This window comes from Kitasatospora sp. NPDC090091 (genome assembly GCF_044747365.1).
Lineage (GTDB): Bacteria > Actinomycetota > Actinomycetes > Streptomycetales > Streptomycetaceae > Kitasatospora.
The window spans coordinates 41,449-59,111 of the sequence record NZ_JBIVDY010000019.1; the positions used below are offsets into that span (position 1 = coordinate 41,449).

Genomic DNA, 17,663 nt, shown 5'->3' on the forward strand with positions numbered 1-17,663 from the left:
CCGTCCGGTGGGCGAGGGCCGGCAGTGCACCGGCCCTCGCCCATCGGGGCGGCAGTGTGGAGCGGGCGAGCGGAGCGGGACGGCGGCGGCCGTCCCGCTCCGCTCAGGTGGGTGCTACGACTCGGACCCTCAGTAGATCTTGATCCAGATGATCTTGTGGATGGAGGCCTGGCCGGGGTTCCACTGGCTCCACTTGTTGAGCGTCACGGTTTCCAGCCGCGGGTCATTGAGATTCCGCTGGAACTGGAAGGTCACCGCATTGTTTCCCGACTCGATCCAGTTCACGCCGTAGATGGCGACGGGAACCTCGCCGGCGTTCGCGAAGCAGAGGGTCTCGCGGCCGCCATTGTTGTGGATTTCGAGGTAGTCGTTCCGGTTGCAGTCCGTACGGTTGATCGTCACGCTCTCGGCCGTGGTGGTCGCGGCCAGGGCGGGCGCGGTCGTGGCGACCAACGCGGCCGCGGCAGCGGCGGCGACGCCGAGGGAACGGCGCATGGACAGGTTCATTTGCTCTCCCTTACTACGTAGTCAAACCGGAATCCCGGACCCCACTGCTTCGCGGGGCAGCCCCAAATCTATGCGTTCATGACAGGCTTGGTGAGAGAGCATTCTCAGCCAACTTCGTACACCGATGGACCGTACAGAGAGGAGGAATCTCCCGTTCCAGAAATGCATTCCTGCGCCAATTCCGGGAACGCCGGGCCCGGGGCGGCGCAGCCAGCCCGGCACCGGCAGCAGCGGCCTGGCCACCGCCCAGAACGGGACTCCCGTTCGACCGACAGCCCACAGGATCGGAACGCCGCGGTTCGCGAGGATCATCTCGCCCAACACCTCGCACCCTGAACCCGATCGAGGCTCCCGTTCGACCAACAGCCCCCACGCGCGCGCCCATGGCCCCGACGGCCCGTTCGCCGAGCCGGGCCAGTGTGTGCTGCGGCGCGGATGCGGCCTCGTTGTGCCGGCAAGGGGCCTGCCAACCGCCCCGACCGGTACATACCGCCCTTCGCCCGCCGCGCCGGGCAGTCGATCAGTAGGCTGAGCTGCCGAAGCTCTGATCGTGCCATCACGGCGAGGCTTGGGGGGCGTTCGTGTCGGATGCAGTGCTGAACATCGTGATCGGGCTTGTCACGAGCGTCGTCAGCGGCGGCTCCGTATGGATCTGGAAACGGGCGAGCAGTGCCCGCCTCCTGCATCAGAAGCAGGCGTTCCTCGGCCTGCGTCCTGGCGTGCCGTGCGTCATCATCCTGAACAGTCACTGGCAGATGCCCGCTGTCACCGACCACAGCGACGTGTACGCGATCATCGAGCTCGCGATGCTCGCCGAGGAAGCCGGGTGTCCGTTCTCCCTTGTCGCGGCTGACGCGCGTGAACTCAACGGGGAGCGCACCGAGCTCAGCATCGGCGGACTGGGGTCGAACCAGCGCAACGTCGAGTACGTGGCCTCGCACCTGCCGGGCGTTCAGGTCAACCCGGATGGCGACTTCACGGTCGGAGAGCGTCGGTTCCTGCACGATCAGGGGCGGAGAGACCATGCTCTGGTCGCGAAGTTCACCCCTCCGCAGTCCACGCAGCCGGTCCTGGTCATCATGGGGCAGTCGTCGACCGCGAACCAGGCGGCGGTGTACCTCCTCAAACGCGACTACCGGCGTCTGTCGAGAACAGTCGCATCGCTCGATCGGTTCTGTCTCATGCTGCGGGTTGACTCCGCCGACACCTACGGCTACCAGGCGGTCGAAGTAGCCGCTGACCTGTCTGCGGTTGCCTTCTAGAGACACCGGCGCCCACAACACACTCGCCGCTTCGCCAGAAACCCGCAGCTGGGCAATGGTCCGCCATCTGCAGGCATCACAGCCGGCCGGCAGGCGGGCCGCGGGCATCTCCGCGCGCTCTGCACCCTCCGCCCCTGTGTTGAGTGCCGCCAAACTCCAAGATCACCTGGACTTCGAAACGCCCCGGCCTGCCAGGCGGCCGGTCAGCGGCCGGTGAGGCCGTCGACCTCGGCGGCGTAGAGCCGGGCCGGGTCGAAGCCCATGCCCGTGAAGTGGCCGGCGAGTTCCAGTGACAGCACGCCGTGCAGGCGCGTCCAGAAGGCCAGGGCGCGGCGGAGCGCCGGCGCCGGAGCCGGGTGTTCGCCGGCCCAGGCGCGGTGGTCGGCGAGATGCTCGTCGAGAGCTGTCGCGGCGGCATCAGTCGCCGGCGCCTCGATCGCAGCCGAGGCATCGAGCAGGACCGCCATCATCTCGGAGGCGATCTGCGTGGTGTCCGACGGAGCCTGGTAGCCGGGCACGGGGGTGCCGTAGACCAGGAGATACCGCTGGGGGTCGTCGAGGGCCCAGCGGCGCAGGGCGTGCGCCAGGTCGGCCAGGTCGGCACCGGCCTGCGCTCGGGCCTGGAAGGTGTCGGCGAGGCTGCGGTAGGCGTCGCGGACGAGCTCGGTGATCAGCTCGTCTCGGTTGGCGAAGTACCGGTAGAGGGCCGGGCCGCTCACTCCCATCTGCTTGGCGATGGCGTTCAGGGACAGGGCCGAGGCCCCGGCGGTGGCGATCTGGCCCCACGCGTGCTGCTTGACCTCCTCCCGCACCTGGGCGCGGTAGCGCTCCCGGGGAGTCTTCGCATCGGACCCGGCCACTGCGCCTCCAGACCTCTCGACCATCACATCCACGCTCCTGTTAGAGGCTATCACTCTTCCTCTTGACTCTCACCGAAGATCGGAGTTATATCTTCTAACGAACACAACAACCTCTACGAAAGGGGCGGTCATGGAGACCGACCGCATGGTCCAGGTCGTACTTCCCGGCATCGTGGCGCCGGAGGGCCTGGAGATCCGTCATGGACGTGTGCCGCAGGCCGGCCCCGGTCAGATCGTGATCGCGATGGAGGCGAGCGGCGTCTCGTTCGCCGAGCAGCAGATGCGCCGGGGCCGGTACTACGACCAGCCGCCCTTCCCGTTCGTCCCCGGCTACGACCTGGTGGGCCGGGTGCTCGCCACCGGCGAGGGCGTCGACGCGGGCCTGACCGGCCGGCGGGTGGCCGCACTGGTGAAGGTCGGCGGCTGGTCGAGCCACGTGGTGCTGGACGCCGCGGACGCGGTGGAGGTCCCCGAAGGCCTCACCGCGGCCGAGGCGGAGACCGTCGTGGTCAACGGCATCACCGCCTGGCAGATGCTGCACCGCCGGGCCCGGGTGCAGGCCGGGCAGACCGTCCTGGTGCACGGCGCGAGCGGCGGGGTGGGCTCCATCCTCGCCCAGCTCGCCCGGGCGGCGGGCGCGACCGTGATCGGCACGGCGTCCGCCCGCCACCACGACGCGCTGCGCGAGCTCGACGTGATCCCCGTCGACTACCGCGCCGGGAACGTCGCGGCCCAGGTGCGGGAGCTCGCCCCCGGTGGCGTCGACGCCGTCTTCGACCACGTCGGCGGGCGCAGCGTCGTCGACTCCTGGCACCTGCTCGGCCCCGGCGGCTCGCTCGTCGCCTACGGCAGCGCCTCCACCCGCGACGACACCGGGTCCAAGCAGTGGCCGGTGCTGAAGATCCTCGCCCGTACCTGGCTCTGGAACACCCTGCCCAACGGGCGCAGCGCCTCGTTCTACAACATCTGGGCCGGCCGCGCCCTCGCCAAGGACCGCTTCCGCGCCCGGCTCGACGCGGACCTCACCGAGGTGTTCGCCGCCCTGCGCCGCGGCGACATCACCGCCCCCATCGCCGCCCGGCTCCCCCTCACCCAGGCCGCCGAGGCCCTGCGCCTGGCGGAGTCCGGCACCGTGTCCGGCAAGATCATCCTCACCGCGTGACGCCGGCGGGAACGGCGCGCCGCCACAGGACGTACGCCGCTCCGCCACCGGGCCTCAAGGCGGCGGAGCGGTCAGGGGCCGGTGGAAGGTCAGACCGTGCCGAACTCGCCGGCGCGGACGGCCGCGACGAAGGAATGCCAGGATGCGGCGGGGATGACGAGCGCAGGACCGTCGGGGTCCTTCGAGTCACGGACCGGCATCACGCCCGCGAATCCGTCCGCCACCTCGACGCACGCACCGCCGCCCCCGCTGTGGGAGCTCTTCCTCCAACGCGCTTCAGTCAGATCGACGTCCATTCAAAATCCCTCCGTACCGAGCGGATCGTCGCCATCGAGTCGGCCTGGTTCATGGCCTCGATCTGAAGCCGATCGTAGCCCTTGACCAGCGGGAGGACGGCTTCAGCCTCGCGATCGAGGAACCCACGGTGTTCATTCTCGGAGTATCCGAGCAGCTTGCGGTCAGGCATGGTACCGCCGAGCAGCGCCGCGAGGCCGCCCTCGCCGTCGAGGACCTGGTCGCCGTCCTCGCCCTCGGGGAGCCACTCTCCCCTCCGTCGAAGTCGACTGGGACTACGGGCGGTTGACCGGCGCCTACCTCATCGACCTCGGCTCCGCCCGGACCGCCCAGATCCTCCGCGTCACCGACCTCCTGCGGAAGGGGCTCCTGCATGAGCGGGAAGCCGACTCCGGGTGAGGCCCCCCGCGCGGGGGAGGCGGTTCGGTCCGCCGGACGAGGTGGGTGCGGGCCTGCGAGTGCGATCTTCAGTAGCGGGCCGGGCCGATACCCGCCGCGGCCCGCACCACCACCGCTGGAGAGCCACCATGACCCTCGCCGCCGGCCTGCCGCTGCCGCCCGCACGCCCGCCCACGCTCCCGCCCGCACGCCCGCCCCGGGGGCTGCGCGCCGCCTGGGCCGCCGCCCACGCCGTCGTGCCCGGGGCGCCCCGGTGGGCGCGGATCGCCGCCTTCGCCGTCCCGTTCACCGTCCTGCCCTCCAGCGTCTGGCGGATCGCGACGTGCACCTTCCACGCCCCGCTCGACGGTGGCGGGGCGCAGGAGTCCGGGAACCTCGGCTGGCTGCCGATCGAGCTGTACGTGGTGCTGCTGTCGGTGGTCTCCGAGGTGCTGGCGTTCGCCGCGGTCGGGCTGGTCGCCCCGTGGGGCGAGGTGTTTCCGCGGTGGATCCCCGGCCTACGGGGCCGCCGGGTGCCGCTCGCGGCCGCCGTCGTGCCGGCCGGCCTCGGGGCCGTGGTCCTGACGGTCGTGCCGCTCTACAGCGCGGTGATGCTGGCCGGCGGGCGCACGCTCGTGGGGCAGCCGCTGGACGCGGGAGTCCCGCTGTTCACGCACGACTGGCGCGCCGTCGTCCTGGTGGTGTGCTACGCGCCGCTGCTGCTCTGGGGCCCGCTGCTCGCCGCCGTCACCGCCGCCTACTGGCGGAGGCGCCGGCGGACTCACCCGCGCCCCGGGGCGGCCGGTCCCGCAGCGCCCGCCTGCCGTGGAACGCGACGGTGAGCCGGTCCATCCCCAGCGCCTCGACGCCGCCGACGGCCACGGTGCCCCACGGCGTCAGGCCGTCCGCGGTCATGGCGTCGTCGGCCATCTGCCAGCCCGGCGGGACGGCCGCCCCGGACTCCAGGGCGTCGAGCAGGGGCCGGGCCCGGTCGGCGGGCCGCTGGTACCGGTCACGCTCCTCGCGTTGGGCCTGCCGCCGCCCGCGGCCCCGGAACACCGGGGCGGCCACCGCGATCGCCGCCAGCATGCCGAGGATCATGGCCAGCCCCGGGTCGACAGCCGGGACGGCCGCGGCTGCCCGGCCGACGACGATCGTGACGGCCAGCAGCACCGGGGCGGCCAGCCCCACGAGCAGCTCGTCCCTCCGGAGGGCACCCGTCGCGCCCGTCGCACCGGTGCCGCCGACCAGCAACCCCCGGCGGCGCAGCCGCGCCTCCAGCTCCCGGGCCGGCGCGCTCGGGCCGAGCGCGGCGCGCGGGGCGCCTAGCCACGCGGTACCGGACGGGCCGATCGCCGCCAACAGGACGGCCTCCACGTCGTCGTAGGGGCGGGGGCGGATGACCCGCAGCATCCCCTCCCGGTTCATCTCCAGTCGGTTGGTGCGGATCATCCGCACCAAGGCGGTCTCGGCGACCCGGTACCCGCCGCCCACCAGGTAGGCCAGCTCGTACAGCGACAGCTCCTCGTCCGCCGGCCCGCCGTCCGGCCGCGTCCCGTCCGGCCGCCCGTCGTCCGGCCGTCCCGCTCCCGCCGCTCCGCTCCCCGCCGACCGGGGTCCGCGCCCGCCCACGGCTCCCCACCACCCCTCGCGCCCCCGGTACGCCCGCCGCACCGGCATCCGTCACAGTACCCAGGCACCGCTCCGGCCGGCCCAGCCCGGCACCGCCACGGCCGACTTGGCGGGCGGCGGGCGGGCGGAAGGGCCGCACTATGATCAACCGGGTGATACCCACCGCCGTTCACGACCGCGCCGAGCTCGCCGACCTGCTGCGCCGCGATCCCGCGTTGCACGCCTACGAGTTGGGCGACCTCGACGACTTCTTCTGGCCCTGGACGGGCTGGTACCGCCTCGGTGACAGCATCGCGCTGGTCTACCACGGCGCGAGCGGCCCGCCGACGGTGCTCGCGTTCGAGCGCCCCGAAGCGGTGGGCGCGCTGCGGGAGTTGCTCGACGGCCTGACCGGCCTGCTGCCCCGGCGCTTCTACGCACACATCACCGAGGGGGCGGAGGACCTGCTGGTCGCCGGGCTCGGCGCGGAGTCGCGCGGGCTTCACCTCAAGATGGCGCTCACCGACCGGGCGCGGCTGCTGCGCCAGGACGCGCGCGGCGAACTGCTGACCCGTGCCGACCTGCCCGAGCTGCTGGCGCTGTACGAGACGGCCTACCCGGGCAACTGGTTCGACCCGCGCATGCTCGACACCGGCCAGTACGTCGGCGTCCGGGACAAGGGGGAGCTGGTGGCGGTCGCGGGCGTGCACGTGTGGTCGCCCACACAGCGGATCGCCGCCCTGGGCAACATCACGACGCACCCGCGGGTCCGGGGGCAGGGCATCGGCAGGGCCGTGGTCGCGGAGCTCTGCCGACGGCTCCTGGACACGGTCGACGAGGTCGCCCTCAACGTCAGGGCGGACAACGACGCCGCGGTCGCGCTCTACACGTCGCTCGGCTTCGCGACGGTCGGACGCTACTACGAGCTGTCCGTCGGCGGCTGACGGCAGCAGTGGGCGGGCGCAGCGGCGACCGGGCGCAGCGCCCGCCGCAGCCCCCAAGGGGCCGGGTGGCGTCGGGTACCCGGGCCGGGAAGAATCGGAGGGGTCACGACAGGTCCGCGGCCTGCCGCGGACCGGACCACCGGAACCGCCATGGACACCCCGAGCCGAACCACCGCCCCGAGCCTGACCGCGGCACCCCGCGGCGAGGAGAGCGGCACCCGCCCCGAGGAACACGACGTGGTGATCGTGGGCGCCGGCCAGGCCGGGCTCGCGCTCAGCCACGAGCTCGCCGCGGCCGGCGTCGAGCACGTCGTCCTGGAGCGCGGCCGCGTCGGCCAGAGCTGGCGCCACCGCTGGGACAGCTTCTGCCTGGTGATCCCCAACTGGACAATGCGCCTCCCGGGCTCCCCGTACGCCGGCGACGACCCGGACGGATTCCTGCCCCGGGACGCGATCGTGGGCCATCTCGCCGACTACGCGGCGGGGTTCCGGGCGCCGGTGCGCGAAGGCGTGGAGGTCACCCGGGCCGACGGCGGCCCGAGCACCGGCGGCGGGTTCCGGCTCGCCACCTCGGCCGGCCCGGTCCGGGCGCGGCAGCTCGTCCTCGCCTCCGGCGGGTACCAGCGGCCCTACCGCCCGCCCTCCTGGACGACGCTCCCCGCATCGGCCCACGTCATCGACGCCGAGGAGTACGTCCGCCCCGACCGGCTGCCGCCCGGCGGGGTCCTCGTGGTCGGCAGCGGGCAGAGCGGCTGCCAGATCGCCGAGGAGCTGGCCGAGGCCGGCCGGCGCGTCCACCTGGCCTGCGGGCGGGCGCCGTGGATACCGCGCCGGGTCGAGGAGCGGGACATCGTCGCGTGGCTGGTGGAGACGCCGTTCTTCGCCGCCCGGCTCTCCGACCTGCCCGACCGGAGCATGCGGCTGCTGGCCAACCCGCAGTGCAGCGGCCGGGACGGCGGTCACGACCTCAACTACCGGACGCTGCAGGCGCTCGGCGTCACCCTGGCCGGGCACTTCCTCGGGGCGCGGGACGGCGTCGCACACTTCGCCGACGACCTCCCCGCCTCCGTCGCCTTCGCGGACGCCCGGTGGAGCGACATCCGCACGCTGATCACCACCTGCCTGGCCGGCGCCGGCCGGCACGTCCCCCGGCTGCCGGAACCGGCGCCGTTCCGGGCCGATCCGGTCACCGAACTCGACCTGGCCGGCGTCGGGACGGTGCTGTTCACCTCGGGCTACCGCCCCGACTTCGCGAGCTGGACGGGCTTCCCGGGCGCCTTCGACGGGGTGGGCTTCCCGCTCCAGCGGGACGGCTCCAGCACCGTGGTGCCTGGGCTGCACTTCATGGGCGTCCCCTGGCAGCGGACCAGGAAGTCCGCCACCTTCCTGGGGGTCGCCGAGGACGCGGCGGTGGTCGCGGAACGGATCGCCACCGCCGCCCGGCGCCCCCGGCGGGCCGGGTAGCGGTGGCGACCGGGGGCACCGGGCCGGACGGGTCCGCCGACCCCGCCGCGCCCGCTCACCCCTTGACGACCCCCAGCGGCACCAGCCGGGCGACCGGCCGGGCGAGGCCGGCGCCCTCGGTGGCGAGGGCGACCGCGTCGACGTCCTTGTACGCCTCGGGCGCCTCCTCCGCCAGCCCCCGCCAGGAGGACGGGCGAACAGCGATGCCGTGCGCCTCCAGGTCGTCGCGCAGCCGTTCGCCGCGGACCATCTTCAGCGCGTGGTGGCGGCTCCAGACCCGCCCGGCGCCGTGGCACGCGGAGTGGAAGGCGCCGTTGTCCGGCAGGCCGACCATCACGTACGAGACGGTCCCCATCGTGCCGGGGACCAGCACCGGCTGGCCGGCCGCGGCGAGGTCCGGCGGCAGCTCCGGGTCACCCGGCGGCAGGGCCCGGGTGGCGCCCTTGCGGTGGACGCAGAGCCGGCGCGGCTCCCCGTCGATCTCGTGGGTCTCGATCTTGGCCATGTTGTGGGAGATGTCGTAGACGAGCGACAGGCCCGCCTCGGCGGCGTCGGCGAACGCCCGGCGGGCGGCCTCGGAGAGCAGCTGCCGGTTCGCCCGGCCGTAGTTCGCGGCGGCGGCCATCGCGCCGAGGTAGTCCCGCCCGGCCGGGGAGTCGACGGGCGTGCAGGCGAGCTGGCGGTCGGGGACGGAGATCCGGTAGCGGTGCAGGGCCCGGTCCATGGCGCGGACGTGGTCGGTGCAGACCTGGTGGCCGAGGCCGCGCGAGCCGCAGTGGATCATGACGCAGACCTGGCCGGTGTGCAGCCCGAACGCGGCCGCCGTGGCGGGGTCGTGGACGTGGTCGACGGCCTGCACCTCAAAGGAAGTGGTTGCCGCTGCCCAGGCTGCCGACCTGGTGGAGGCCGCGCTCCACGGCCCGGCTGCTGACCTGTCCCGGGGCGGCTCCCACCAGGACGCCGTGGTCCTCACAGCGGTCCAGGTCGCGCGGCACGCCGTGGCCGTGCTCGACGGCGTAGCGGGCGCCGCCGACCAGCAGGTCGTCCAACTCCTCGGTGCCCGCCAGCTTCCACAGTCCGCCGCCGCCCATCCCGCGCGGGGTGGTGCGGTCGAGGATGTCCATCAGGCGCCGCAGCCGGTGGTGGCCGAGCTCCGCGCGGTCGATGCCGGCGGCGAGCAGCCGGACGCCGCAGGAGATGTCGAAGCCCACGCCGCCGGGTGAGACCACCCCGCCGTCGTCGGCGTCCGTGGCGGCCACGCCGCCGATCGGGAAGCCGTAGCCCCAGTGGACGTCCGGCATGGCGAAGGAGGCCCGGACGATGCCGGGCAGGGTCGCGACGTTCGCCACCTGCTCCAGCGCCTTGTCGCCCGCGGCCTGCGGCAGCAGCTCCCGGGACGCGAACACCACGCCCGGCACGTGCATCGGCTCCCGCCGCTCGATGCGGAAGCGGTAGGGACTCTCCTGGACCAGCGTGATCTCCATCTTCCTCTCCTCTCCGTCAGCTCCGTCAGCTCCGTCAGCTCCAGTCGATCGTGAGCCGCCCGGCCCGCTCGCCCACCTCCGTGCCGAACTCGGCGCAGGCGGCGGTGAACCGCTCGCGGATCCACTCCCGTTCCTCGCCGCGCGCGAGCCGGGTGTGGCAGAAGTCCAGGAACAGCGGCACCGCCTCCAGCCCGACCGGCGCGAGGTGCGCGCTGTCCGGCCCGTCCAGGGTCACCAGGAACAGCAGGCCGAGGTCGTTGCGCAGCACCGGGTCGACGGCGTAGTCGTCGACGAAGTCGCCCAGGTCGTACAGCACCCGGTCGGCGACCCCGTGGAAGACGTGGGCGGAGTGGCCGGCGATCAGCGTCGCGCCCGCCGCCAGCAGCTCCGGAGCCGCCCGGCGGACGTGGGCCGGCGGGCGGGTGGTCATGTTCGGGCCCCAGTGGACGGTGACCAGCACGGCGTCGGCCTCCCGGGCGGCGCCGGCGACACGGTCGGTGAGCCAGTCCGGCACGTGGCGCCGGAGGTCGGCGAAGGCCGCGCCGGGGCGGTCCGCGGCGGCCGCGTAGTCCTTCGGGTGGTCCGTGGCGGCGACCACCGCGAGCCGCACCCCGCCGGATTCCAGGACGGCGGGCTCGCGGGCCGCCGTGGCGTCCCGGCCCGCGCCGACCGCCTGCACGCCGGCCTGCTCCAGCAGGGTGCGGGTGTCGGCGAGCGCGTCGTAGCCGTAGTCCAGGGCGTGGTTGTTGGCCAGGGTCACGCAGTCCACCCCGAGCTCCGCCAGGACGTCGGCCGCCGCGGGCGGGGCGCGGAAGAAGAACGCCTTGAACGGGCTCGGCCAGCGGGCCCCGCGGGCGGAGACGCAGCACTCCAGGTTGAGCAGGACGAGGTCGGCCCGGGCCAGGGCCTCCCGCACCTCGGGGGCCAGCAGGGTCTGCGGCGTCGGCGAGCGGCGCAGCTCGACCGCGACGGAGCGTCCGAGCATCGTGTCGCCGGCCAGTGCCAGGGTGAGTGCCATCCTCCCGATCCGCTTCCGGTTCGTACGTCGTGGGCGCGTTCGACGTGGGCCGGCTCGTCGTGGCTCAGACGTCGAGCGTCACCCGGCAGGTCCAGCCGGCCGGGCCGGCGCGCAGGTGGAGGTCGTGCAGCGACACGGCCTTGGGCACCGCGCCGACCGGCTCGGCGGTGCCGGCGTCCGCCATCCGGAACCGGACCGCCAGCGCTCGGCGGCCGTCGACATCCCGGATCGGTCCCAACTCCGTGTCGAGCGGGATCTCCCCGGCCACGTCCATCCGGTAGACGACCTCCTCCAGGACGGACACCACCAGGTCCTCGTCGGTCTCGGCGGTGACCGTGCACGCGTACTCGCCGGTCGCCCGGGCCGCGGAGGTGTCGGCGAAGGCCTCGACCGCGGCGCGCACCACCTCCCGGATGCACCCCTCGGCCGTAGGCGACCACGCCTCGACGCGCAGGTCCGCCGTGTGCGCCGCGGTCCGGTGGCCACTGGGTTGCTGCTGCCGCCCGCTCACCGGCGACGACTCCCGTCAGGTCTCCTGCCCGGCCCGCCCGACTGCACCGCGCGGGCCGTCCCACCCCTCCAGCCTCGACCCGCACTCCCCCGCAGGCAACCCCCCGACCCCGGGGCGCTCACCCGGCGCGACCGCCACCGACGGTGAGTGACGACGCGGCGTCGGAACCTAGAGGCGCCCGGTGTCGAGCTCCAGGTCGAACGGGGCGGGCAGCCGGACCGGCACACCGAAGGGGTGGGGTCCGTCCTCGGCCGCGTAGCCGAGGCGGGTCGGCTCGCTGAAGAGCGCGCAGGAGCGGTTCTGACGGTCCACCAGGAGGTAGAGCGGAGCCCCGTACTGGCCGTACCGGCGACGCTTGACCACCCTGTCCGTCTCCGTGTTCGAGGGCGAGCCGACCTCCACCACCAGGAGCGTCCGCCGCCGGCACCAGGCTGTTCGCCTTCGGTGCGTCCGGGTCGTTCTCGTAGTCGCGTCCGGCCATCGCCCCTGCACCTCCCGGGCCGATCGTAGTGGGCGGCGGGCGGTACGGGGGGCGCGTCGGTGACGGGGGCTCAGGCTCCGGCCAAGCCGTCCGGCTCTCCGGTCAGGGCGTGGCGGCCGGGTCGGGGCGCAGCCCGGCCAGGAGGACGTCCAGGGTGAGGTCGGTGGCGTCGGCGAGCGGGGTGTCGTCGAGGAGCGAGCCGACGGCCAGCATGGCGAGGCCGTGGGTGGCCGAGAAGGCGACCAGGGCCAGGCGGACGGGGTCTCCCTCGCGGACGACTCCGGCCTGCTGCGCCTCCGTGATCAGCCGGGCGACGATCTCCAGGCAGTCGTGGCCGAGTTCGCGCAGCTCGGGGCTGGAGTCCTCGGCGTGCTTGGCGGTGAACATCAGGTCGAGCAGGGCCGCGTGCCGGACGGCGAAGCCGAGGTAGGCGCGGCCGAGTTCGGCCAGGCGTGCCGTGACCGGGCGGTCGGGGGCCGCGGCCGCGGCACGCATGGCTCCGTTGAGGGTGGCGAAGCCGCTGACGGCGAGCGCGTCCAGCAGGGCCTGGCGGTCCCGGAAGTGGCGCGACGGGGCCGCGTGGCTCACGCCGAGGTCGCGGGCCAGGCTCCGCAGGGACAGTCCGTCGGCGCCCGACTCGGCGAGGACGGCCTCCGCGCGTTCGAGCAGGGCGGTCCGGAGATTGCCGTGATGGTAGGACCCCTCGGCCAAGGCGGTCTCCCTTCTCCCAATGTTGTCGTTGACTACAATGATGGCACTGCCTACATTGATGGCGGAGCAGCCCGTAGCAGACCGCTCGGAACAGTCTCGTGGAAGTGGAGCAGCCGATCATGCCTATGACCTACCGGGGCACTGTGGCCCTGATCACCGGCGCCAGTGCCGGCCTCGGCGTCGAGTTCGCCCACCAGTGGGCCGAGCGGGGCGCCGACGTGGTGCTGGTCGCCCGGCGGCTCGACCGCCTGGAGGAGCTGGCCGAGCAGCTGGAGAACCGCTACGGCGTGCGCGCCACCGCCGTCGCCGCCGACCTCGCCCTGCCCGGCGCGAGCACCGGGCTGCGCGCGGAGCTCGACGCCCGCGGGATCACCGTCCACACGCTGATCAACAATGCCGGTTTCGGCCACTACGGCCCGTTCGCCGAGCAGGACCCGGCGCAGATCAACCAGATGATCCAGCTCAACATCACGGCCGTCGCCGAGCTGACCCGCGCCTTCCTCCCGGAGATGGCGACCGACGGCCGGGGCGCCCTGGTCACCGTGGCGAGCGCCGCCGCCTACCAGCCGACCCCCGCGATGGCGGTCTACGGGGCGAGCAAGGCCTTCGTGCTCAGCTTCACCGAGGCCGTCGCCTACGAGACCCGCGCCTCGGCGCTGCGCGTTCTGGCCGTCTCGCCCGGAGCGACCCGGACCGAGTTCTTCGACGTCGCGGGCAGCATGAACGCCGCCGTGGGCCGGATGGCCACGGCCGAGCAGGTCGTCACGGCCACCCGGCGCGCCCTGGAGCGCGGCAAGACCCCGCCCAGCGTCGTCGCGGGCCTCGGCAACCGGATCTCGACGATCGCCAGCAGCCTGACCCCGCGCCGCGTCACGCTGGCGGTCTCGGGTCGCCTCCTGAAGGCCTGATCCGACCCCCGCCCCTCCGCACACCGCAACACAGCGACACACCGACCCAGGCCCCGGGCGGCGATCCCGTTTCGCCCCGCCCGGGGCCGCCGCGTCCCCCGACGGGCGCGATCCGGTGGACCGGTCGGCCGCCCGACCGCATGCTGGAAGCAGGAGGCCTGGCCGCGAACCCCCGAGCGCGGCCAGGCCCCTTTCCCCCGCCGGTCCGCCGCGCCGAGGTCCGCGACCCGAGCCCTGGGGCCCGCGCCCCTCCGCCCGCACCCTCCGCGAAGGGTGCTCAGTCGAGACAGAACTCGTTGCACCGCGTGGTCGAAGTCCTCCCACGCGGCGAACCCCTCCGGCGGCGGCGGTGCGACGTACCCCAACACCTCGCACCGGAACCGGGCGAGGCGCCCGGGCGCCGCACAGTCGAAGGTGACCTGGAACTGCCTGGGCGATGACATCGAGCCACCCCGACAGCGGCTCTTCGGCTCGATTCCGGTTGTGGTGCACCCCTCCTGACGAGGGGACAGTCCTCGCGGGCCGCCGCCGTCGACCCCCTCGGCGGCTGCCGGCAGGCGGCAGAGCACCCCGTCCCGTCGAACACGCATCCCGGTGCAACACACCAGCACGATGCGGTAACAGGATGTTAACCGGACCGGCACAGATTCCTCCCAGGCTCGGCTTTTGCCTGCCCCATACCCGTGTTTTACTGACTCTTGACGCAGCATCAGGTCACCGGGGGGTTACCGACGGTCAGGCGGCGCGCGGATCCGCCGTGCCCGACCGCCGCGGCCCACGCCCCGGACCGACGGCCTGTTCTGACGGTCCCCTGCCCAACCCGACCGCCCGCCCCGGCCGACCACGGCGAGGGGGCAGAAGGAGGCACGCCCTCATGGAACCGTTGATCGACCGCGCCCGCGCCTTCCCGCAGCGCGCCGGCCTCGCCGGACGCGAGCTCACCGGCCTCGCCGCCGGCCAGTCGCCGCAGGCGCTCTTCATCACCTGCTCGGACTCCCGGGTGGTGCCCAGCCTGATCACCGGGGCCGACCCCGGCGACCTCTTCGAACTCCGCACCGCCGGCAACATCGTCCCGGCGTACCGCGCGGACGCCGCCTCCGGCGAGACCGCCACGATCGAGTACGCCGTCGACGTCCTCGGAGTGCGCGACGTCGTCGTCTGCGGCCACTCGCACTGCGGGGCCGTCGGGGCCGTCGTCCGCGGCGACGACCTCAGCACCGCGCCCGCCGTCCGCGCCTGGCTGCGCAACGCGGACCCCGGAGAGCTCCGCACCGACGAGACGGACGTCTTCGACCCGACCGTCGCCGGGCCGGTGCAGCGGCACGTGCTGGCGCAGCTCGAACGGCTCCGCGGCTACCCCGGCATCGCCCGCCGGCTGACCGACGGCCGGGTCAGACTCCACGGCTGGTTCTACGAGATCCACACCGGGCTGGTGCTGGCGCACCGGGCCGACTCCGGCCTCTTCCTCCCGCTCTGAGCGGGCACCCTCCTGCCGCTCCGGGCGTGGGCGCTCCGCCCCGCTCCGAGCGGCCTCCGGCCGCCCGCCCGCACCACGACCCGACCGCCCGCTCCGTCACCCGACCGAGGACCCGATGCTTCACCGTCCTGCCCTCCGGCCCGCCGCCGACCGCTCCCCCGGCCCGCCGGGCCGCTCCCGCCCGCCCGGGCTCTCCGCCCTGCGGACCGACCTCGCCGCCTCCCTCGTCGTCTTCCTGGTCGCGCTGCCGCTCTGCGTCGGCGTGGCCGTCGCCTCCGGAGTCCCCGCCGAACTCGGCCTGGTCACCGGGATCGTGGGCGGACTGCTCACCGGTCTGCTGCCGGGCAGCAGCCTCCAGGTCTCCGGGCCGGCCGCCGGGCTGACCGTCCTGGTGTTCGCCGCCGTCCAGGAACACGGCCTGGCCGCCCTCGGCGTGATCACCGCTGCCGCCGGGCTGCTCCAGATCGCGATGGGCGCACTGCGGCTGGGCCGCCTGTTCCGCGCCATCTCCGTCTCGGTCGTCCAGGGCATGCTGGCCGGGATCGGCCTCGTCCTGATCGCCGGCCAGCTCTACGCGATGGCCGACGCCAAGGCGCCCAAGGACGGCCTGGGCAAGCTCGCCGGCCTGCCGCGCCTGCTCCTCGACACCGCGACCTCGTCGCAGGGGCTCACCGCCGCCGCGATCGGCACCGGCACCGTGACCGTCCTGGTGCTCTGGCCCCGGCTGCCGGCGCGGGTGCGGCCGGTGCCCGCGCCGCTGGCCGCGGTCGCCGCGGCGACCGCCGTCACCGCCCTGTTCGACCTGGCGGTGGCCAAGGTCGAGGTCGCCGGCCTGGCCGGGGTGATCAGCCTCCCCGGCGGCTCCGAACTCGCGGCGCTCGGCAGCCTCGGCGTCCTGGGGACGGTCGTCGCCTTCGCCCTGATCGCCTCCGCCGAGAGCCTGTTCAGCGCCGCGGCCGTGGACCGGCTGCACGACGGCCCGCGCACGCACTACGACAAGGAGCTGGTCGCCCAGGGCGTCGGCAACACCGTCTGCGGCGTCCTGGGTGCGCTGCCGATGACCGCCGTCATCGTCCGCAGCGCGGCCAACGTCCAGGCCGGGGCGCGGACCAAGGCCTCGCGCGTGCTGCACGGCCTGTGGCTGCTGCTGTTCGCAGCGTTCCTCCCGGCCGCGCTCTCGGTCATCCCGCTCGCCGCGCTGGCCGGCGTGCTGGTGCACGCGGGGGCCAAGCTGGTGCCGGTCAAGGCGCTCGTGCCGCTCTGGCGGGCGCACCGCGGGGAGGCGCTGATCCTGGTGGTCACGGCGGTCGCCGTCGTGGCGACCAACCTCTTCGAAGGGGTGCTGCTCGGCCTGCTGCTGTCGGTGCTGAAGAGCGCCTGGGACACCTCGCACCTGCACGTCGACGTCGACGAGCGGTCCGACGGGACGGTCGCGGTCACCCTGGCCGGCAACGCCACCTTCCTGCGGCTGCCCCGGCTCCTGGACGCCCTGGAGCAGCTGCCGACCGACCGGATCGTCCACCTCGACCTGACCGGGCTCCGCCACCTCGACCACGCCTGCCGGAGCGCGCTGGAGTCCTGGGAGGAGCGGCACAACCGGCTCGGCGAGGCCGCGGTGGTCCGGGTGCCGGCCGGCGTCTGAGCGTACGGCCCGGTGTCCGGGGGGCGGCCGTCCCCCCGGACACCGGGCTCCGTCAGTGCTGGCCCGGGCCGTCCGGGACGACGCAGCGGTAGTGGGTGGTCAGCCGGCCCTCGTCGTCGAGGACGTGGAAGGCGAGCGCGGGCGGCTGGTCGAGGTGGACGTGGTCCTCGGGGTGGGCGCGGTGCTCCCAGGGCAGCCGGAGGGTGGAGACGACGCCCGGCGCGACCAGCAGCGGCCGGCCGGCGAAGGTGGTCGCCGCCGGGGTGTGGGCGTGCCCGCAGAGGAAGGCCGCGATCCGGGGGTGACGGTCCGCGAGCACCGCGAGCCGCTCCGCCCCGAACTGGCGCAGGCCGTCGATGAACGGCTGGTGCAGCAGGGCCGGCGGGTGGTGGAAGGCCACCAGCACGGGCACGTCGCCGGGGGTGTCGGCCAGGGTCTCCTCCAGCCAGGCCAGCGTTTCGTCCGCGAGGAAGCCCTCGTCCTTGCCGGGCACCGAGGAGTCGCACAGGGCGAGGACGAAGCCGTCCGCGCGGTGTACGTGGTTGATCGGCGCCGCCGCGTCCGCGGAATCCGGCTCGCCGAGCAGGTGCCGGCGGAAGGCTGCGCGCTCGTCGTGGTTGCCGGGGCAGACCAGCACCGGGTGCCGGGAGGTCAGCACCGCCCGCGCCCGCTCGTACTCGGCGGGCAGGCCGTGGTCGGCGATGTCCCCGGTGACCAGGACGGCGTCCAGGTCGTAGGGGAGGGCTTCGAGGTGGTCCATGACCGCCTGGGTGCGGTCCAGGCTGCGCGGCCCGCTGTCGATGTGGATGTCGCTGAGGTGGGCGATGACGATCACCGCGGAGGTCCCTTCGTCTCGGTCCGGCTCGGCGCGGCCTGTGCTCGGAGCGGCTTGTACTCGGAGCGGCTTGTACTCGGAGCGGCTTGTACTCGGAGCGGCTTGTACTCGGAG

Annotated in this window: 20 protein-coding genes and 1 pseudogene; 8 read left to right on the plus strand and 13 right to left on the minus strand. The window is 74.0% G+C overall.

All coding sequences use genetic code 11. The annotated features are described in order from the left end of the window. Nucleotides 1-129: 129 nt before the first annotated feature. Entirely contained in the window at nt 130-507 is a 378-nt protein-coding gene (locus tag ACIPSC_RS28975) for a beta/gamma crystallin domain-containing protein (RefSeq protein WP_400829417.1), read from the minus strand. A 593-nt stretch (nt 508-1,100) separates the two neighbouring features. Between ACIPSC_RS28975 and ACIPSC_RS28980 the strand changes: the two genes are divergently transcribed. Further along, nucleotides 1,101-1,769, plus strand: coding sequence for a hypothetical protein (locus ACIPSC_RS28980; protein WP_400829419.1), 669 nt, complete (start codon nt 1,101-1,103; stop codon nt 1,767-1,769). A gap of 203 nt (nt 1,770-1,972) precedes the next feature. Here ACIPSC_RS28980 and ACIPSC_RS28985 read toward each other — a convergent pair whose 3' ends face one another. Then, nucleotides 1,973-2,629, minus strand: coding sequence for a TetR/AcrR family transcriptional regulator (locus tag ACIPSC_RS28985; protein WP_400829421.1), 657 nt, complete (start codon nt 2,627-2,629; stop codon nt 1,973-1,975). A 130-nt stretch (nt 2,630-2,759) separates the two neighbouring features. On the opposite strand from ACIPSC_RS28985, the gene ACIPSC_RS28990 reads away from it, so the two are divergent. Next, nucleotides 2,760-3,791 (plus strand): medium chain dehydrogenase/reductase family protein, encoded by a 1,032-nt coding sequence (locus tag ACIPSC_RS28990; protein ID WP_400829423.1) that lies wholly within the window; start codon nt 2,760-2,762, stop codon nt 3,789-3,791. Between the two features lie 89 nt (nt 3,792-3,880). On the opposite strand, the gene ACIPSC_RS28995 is transcribed toward ACIPSC_RS28990, so the two are convergent. After that, on the minus strand, nt 3,881-4,087 hold the full coding sequence (locus ACIPSC_RS28995; protein WP_400829425.1) for a DUF397 domain-containing protein: 207 nt from the start codon (nt 4,085-4,087) through the stop codon (nt 3,881-3,883). Beyond that, complete coding sequence (locus ACIPSC_RS29000; protein ID WP_400829427.1) at nt 4,072-4,257, minus strand: hypothetical protein; 186 nt, start codon at nt 4,255-4,257, stop codon at nt 4,072-4,074. Before ACIPSC_RS29000 ends, ACIPSC_RS28995 begins: the two co-directional genes overlap by 16 nt. Nucleotides 4,258-4,612: 355 nt before the next feature. On the opposite strand from ACIPSC_RS29000, the gene ACIPSC_RS29005 reads away from it, so the two are divergent. Next, a complete protein-coding gene (locus ACIPSC_RS29005; RefSeq protein WP_400829429.1) occupies nt 4,613-5,305 on the plus strand; it encodes a hypothetical protein in 693 nt (230 codons plus the stop codon). Here the strand turns inward: ACIPSC_RS29005 and ACIPSC_RS29010 are convergent. Further along, entirely contained in the window at nt 5,211-6,095 is an 885-nt protein-coding gene (locus tag ACIPSC_RS29010; protein ID WP_400829431.1) for a TIGR04222 domain-containing membrane protein, read from the minus strand. The genes ACIPSC_RS29005 and ACIPSC_RS29010 overlap by 95 nt on opposite strands. 152 nt (nt 6,096-6,247) lie before the next feature. On the opposite strand from ACIPSC_RS29010, the gene ACIPSC_RS29015 reads away from it, so the two are divergent. Beyond that, complete coding sequence (locus ACIPSC_RS29015; RefSeq protein ID WP_400829433.1) at nt 6,248-7,018, plus strand: GNAT family N-acetyltransferase; 771 nt, start codon at nt 6,248-6,250, stop codon at nt 7,016-7,018. Between the two features lie 150 nt (nt 7,019-7,168). Then, the gene (locus tag ACIPSC_RS29020; protein ID WP_400829435.1) at nt 7,169-8,482 is read left to right on the plus strand and encodes an NAD(P)-binding domain-containing protein; all 1,314 of its coding nucleotides are present in this window, start codon (nt 7,169-7,171) and stop codon (nt 8,480-8,482) included. A gap of 55 nt (nt 8,483-8,537) precedes the next feature. On the opposite strand, the gene ACIPSC_RS29025 is transcribed toward ACIPSC_RS29020, so the two are convergent. From ACIPSC_RS29025 to ACIPSC_RS29050, 6 genes are all read right to left on the minus strand, one after another. Next, entirely contained in the window at nt 8,538-9,341 is an 804-nt protein-coding gene (locus ACIPSC_RS29025; RefSeq protein ID WP_400829437.1) for an RtcB family protein, read from the minus strand. Between the two features lies 1 nt (nt 9,342). Further along, nucleotides 9,343-9,966 carry an RtcB family protein gene (locus ACIPSC_RS29030; protein ID WP_400829439.1) on the minus strand — a complete coding sequence of 208 codons (624 nt, stop codon included), beginning with the start codon at nt 9,964-9,966 and terminating at the stop codon, nt 9,343-9,345. Between the two features lie 34 nt (nt 9,967-10,000). Then, a complete protein-coding gene (locus ACIPSC_RS29035; protein ID WP_400829441.1) occupies nt 10,001-10,984 on the minus strand; it encodes a CapA family protein in 984 nt (327 codons plus the stop codon). 64 nt (nt 10,985-11,048) lie between these two features. Beyond that, a complete protein-coding gene (locus ACIPSC_RS29040; RefSeq protein ID WP_400829443.1) occupies nt 11,049-11,495 on the minus strand; it encodes an archease in 447 nt (148 codons plus the stop codon). Between the two features lie 168 nt (nt 11,496-11,663). After that, nucleotides 11,664-12,050 carry a Uma2 family endonuclease gene (locus ACIPSC_RS29045; RefSeq protein ID WP_400829776.1) on the minus strand — a complete coding sequence of 129 codons (387 nt, stop codon included), beginning with the start codon at nt 12,048-12,050 and terminating at the stop codon, nt 11,664-11,666. Between the two features lie 28 nt (nt 12,051-12,078). Then, the gene (locus ACIPSC_RS29050) at nt 12,079-12,687 is read right to left on the minus strand and encodes a TetR/AcrR family transcriptional regulator (RefSeq protein WP_400829445.1); all 609 of its coding nucleotides are present in this window, start codon (nt 12,685-12,687) and stop codon (nt 12,079-12,081) included. Between the two features lie 119 nt (nt 12,688-12,806). Here ACIPSC_RS29050 and ACIPSC_RS29055 point away from each other — a divergent pair, with 119 nt between their 5' ends. Continuing rightward, nucleotides 12,807-13,595: an SDR family NAD(P)-dependent oxidoreductase gene (locus tag ACIPSC_RS29055; protein ID WP_400829447.1), complete on the plus strand. Its 789-nt coding sequence runs from the start codon at nt 12,807-12,809 to the stop codon at nt 13,593-13,595. A 302-nt stretch (nt 13,596-13,897) separates the two neighbouring features. Here ACIPSC_RS29055 and ACIPSC_RS29060 read toward each other — a convergent pair. Next, nucleotides 13,898-14,038 (minus strand): annotated as a pseudogene (locus ACIPSC_RS29060) (VOC family protein); the annotation flags it as partial. Between the two features lie 431 nt (nt 14,039-14,469). Between ACIPSC_RS29060 and ACIPSC_RS29065 the strand changes: the two are divergent. Then, nucleotides 14,470-15,072: a carbonic anhydrase gene (locus ACIPSC_RS29065; RefSeq protein WP_400829449.1), complete on the plus strand. Its 603-nt coding sequence runs from the start codon at nt 14,470-14,472 to the stop codon at nt 15,070-15,072. A gap of 115 nt (nt 15,073-15,187) precedes the next feature. Then, nucleotides 15,188-16,714: a SulP family inorganic anion transporter gene (locus tag ACIPSC_RS29070; RefSeq protein WP_400829451.1), complete on the plus strand. Its 1,527-nt coding sequence runs from the start codon at nt 15,188-15,190 to the stop codon at nt 16,712-16,714. A 52-nt stretch (nt 16,715-16,766) separates the two neighbouring features. Here ACIPSC_RS29070 and ACIPSC_RS29075 read toward each other — a convergent pair whose 3' ends face one another. Continuing rightward, a complete protein-coding gene (locus ACIPSC_RS29075; RefSeq protein ID WP_400829453.1) occupies nt 16,767-17,549 on the minus strand; it encodes a metallophosphoesterase in 783 nt (260 codons plus the stop codon). Nucleotides 17,550-17,663: the final 114 nt, after the last annotated feature.

What these genes read in the sequence shown, in the direction of transcription:
- ACIPSC_RS28975 (WP_400829417.1), bottom strand. Translation starts at nt 507, where the DNA reads ATGAACCTGTCCATGCGCCGTTCCCTCGGCGTCGCCGCCGCTGCCGCG.
- ACIPSC_RS29030 (WP_400829439.1), bottom strand. Translation starts at nt 9,966, where the DNA reads ATGGAGATCACGCTGGTCCAGGAGAGTCCCTACCGCTTCCGCATCGAG.
- ACIPSC_RS29005 (WP_400829429.1), top strand. Translation starts at nt 4,613, where the DNA reads ATGACCCTCGCCGCCGGCCTGCCGCTGCCGCCCGCACGCCCGCCCACG.
- ACIPSC_RS29070 (WP_400829451.1), top strand. Translation starts at nt 15,188, where the DNA reads ATGCTTCACCGTCCTGCCCTCCGGCCCGCCGCCGACCGCTCCCCCGGC.
- ACIPSC_RS28995 (WP_400829425.1), bottom strand. Translation starts at nt 4,087, where the DNA reads ATGGACGTCGATCTGACTGAAGCGCGTTGGAGGAAGAGCTCCCACAGC.
- ACIPSC_RS29020 (WP_400829435.1), top strand. Translation starts at nt 7,169, where the DNA reads ATGGACACCCCGAGCCGAACCACCGCCCCGAGCCTGACCGCGGCACCC.
- ACIPSC_RS29055 (WP_400829447.1), top strand. Translation starts at nt 12,807, where the DNA reads ATGCCTATGACCTACCGGGGCACTGTGGCCCTGATCACCGGCGCCAGT.
- ACIPSC_RS29065 (WP_400829449.1), top strand. Translation starts at nt 14,470, where the DNA reads ATGGAACCGTTGATCGACCGCGCCCGCGCCTTCCCGCAGCGCGCCGGC.
- ACIPSC_RS29035 (WP_400829441.1), bottom strand. Translation starts at nt 10,984, where the DNA reads ATGGCACTCACCCTGGCACTGGCCGGCGACACGATGCTCGGACGCTCC.
- ACIPSC_RS28990 (WP_400829423.1), top strand. Translation starts at nt 2,760, where the DNA reads ATGGAGACCGACCGCATGGTCCAGGTCGTACTTCCCGGCATCGTGGCG.
- ACIPSC_RS29000 (WP_400829427.1), bottom strand. Translation starts at nt 4,257, where the DNA reads ATGCCTGACCGCAAGCTGCTCGGATACTCCGAGAATGAACACCGTGGG.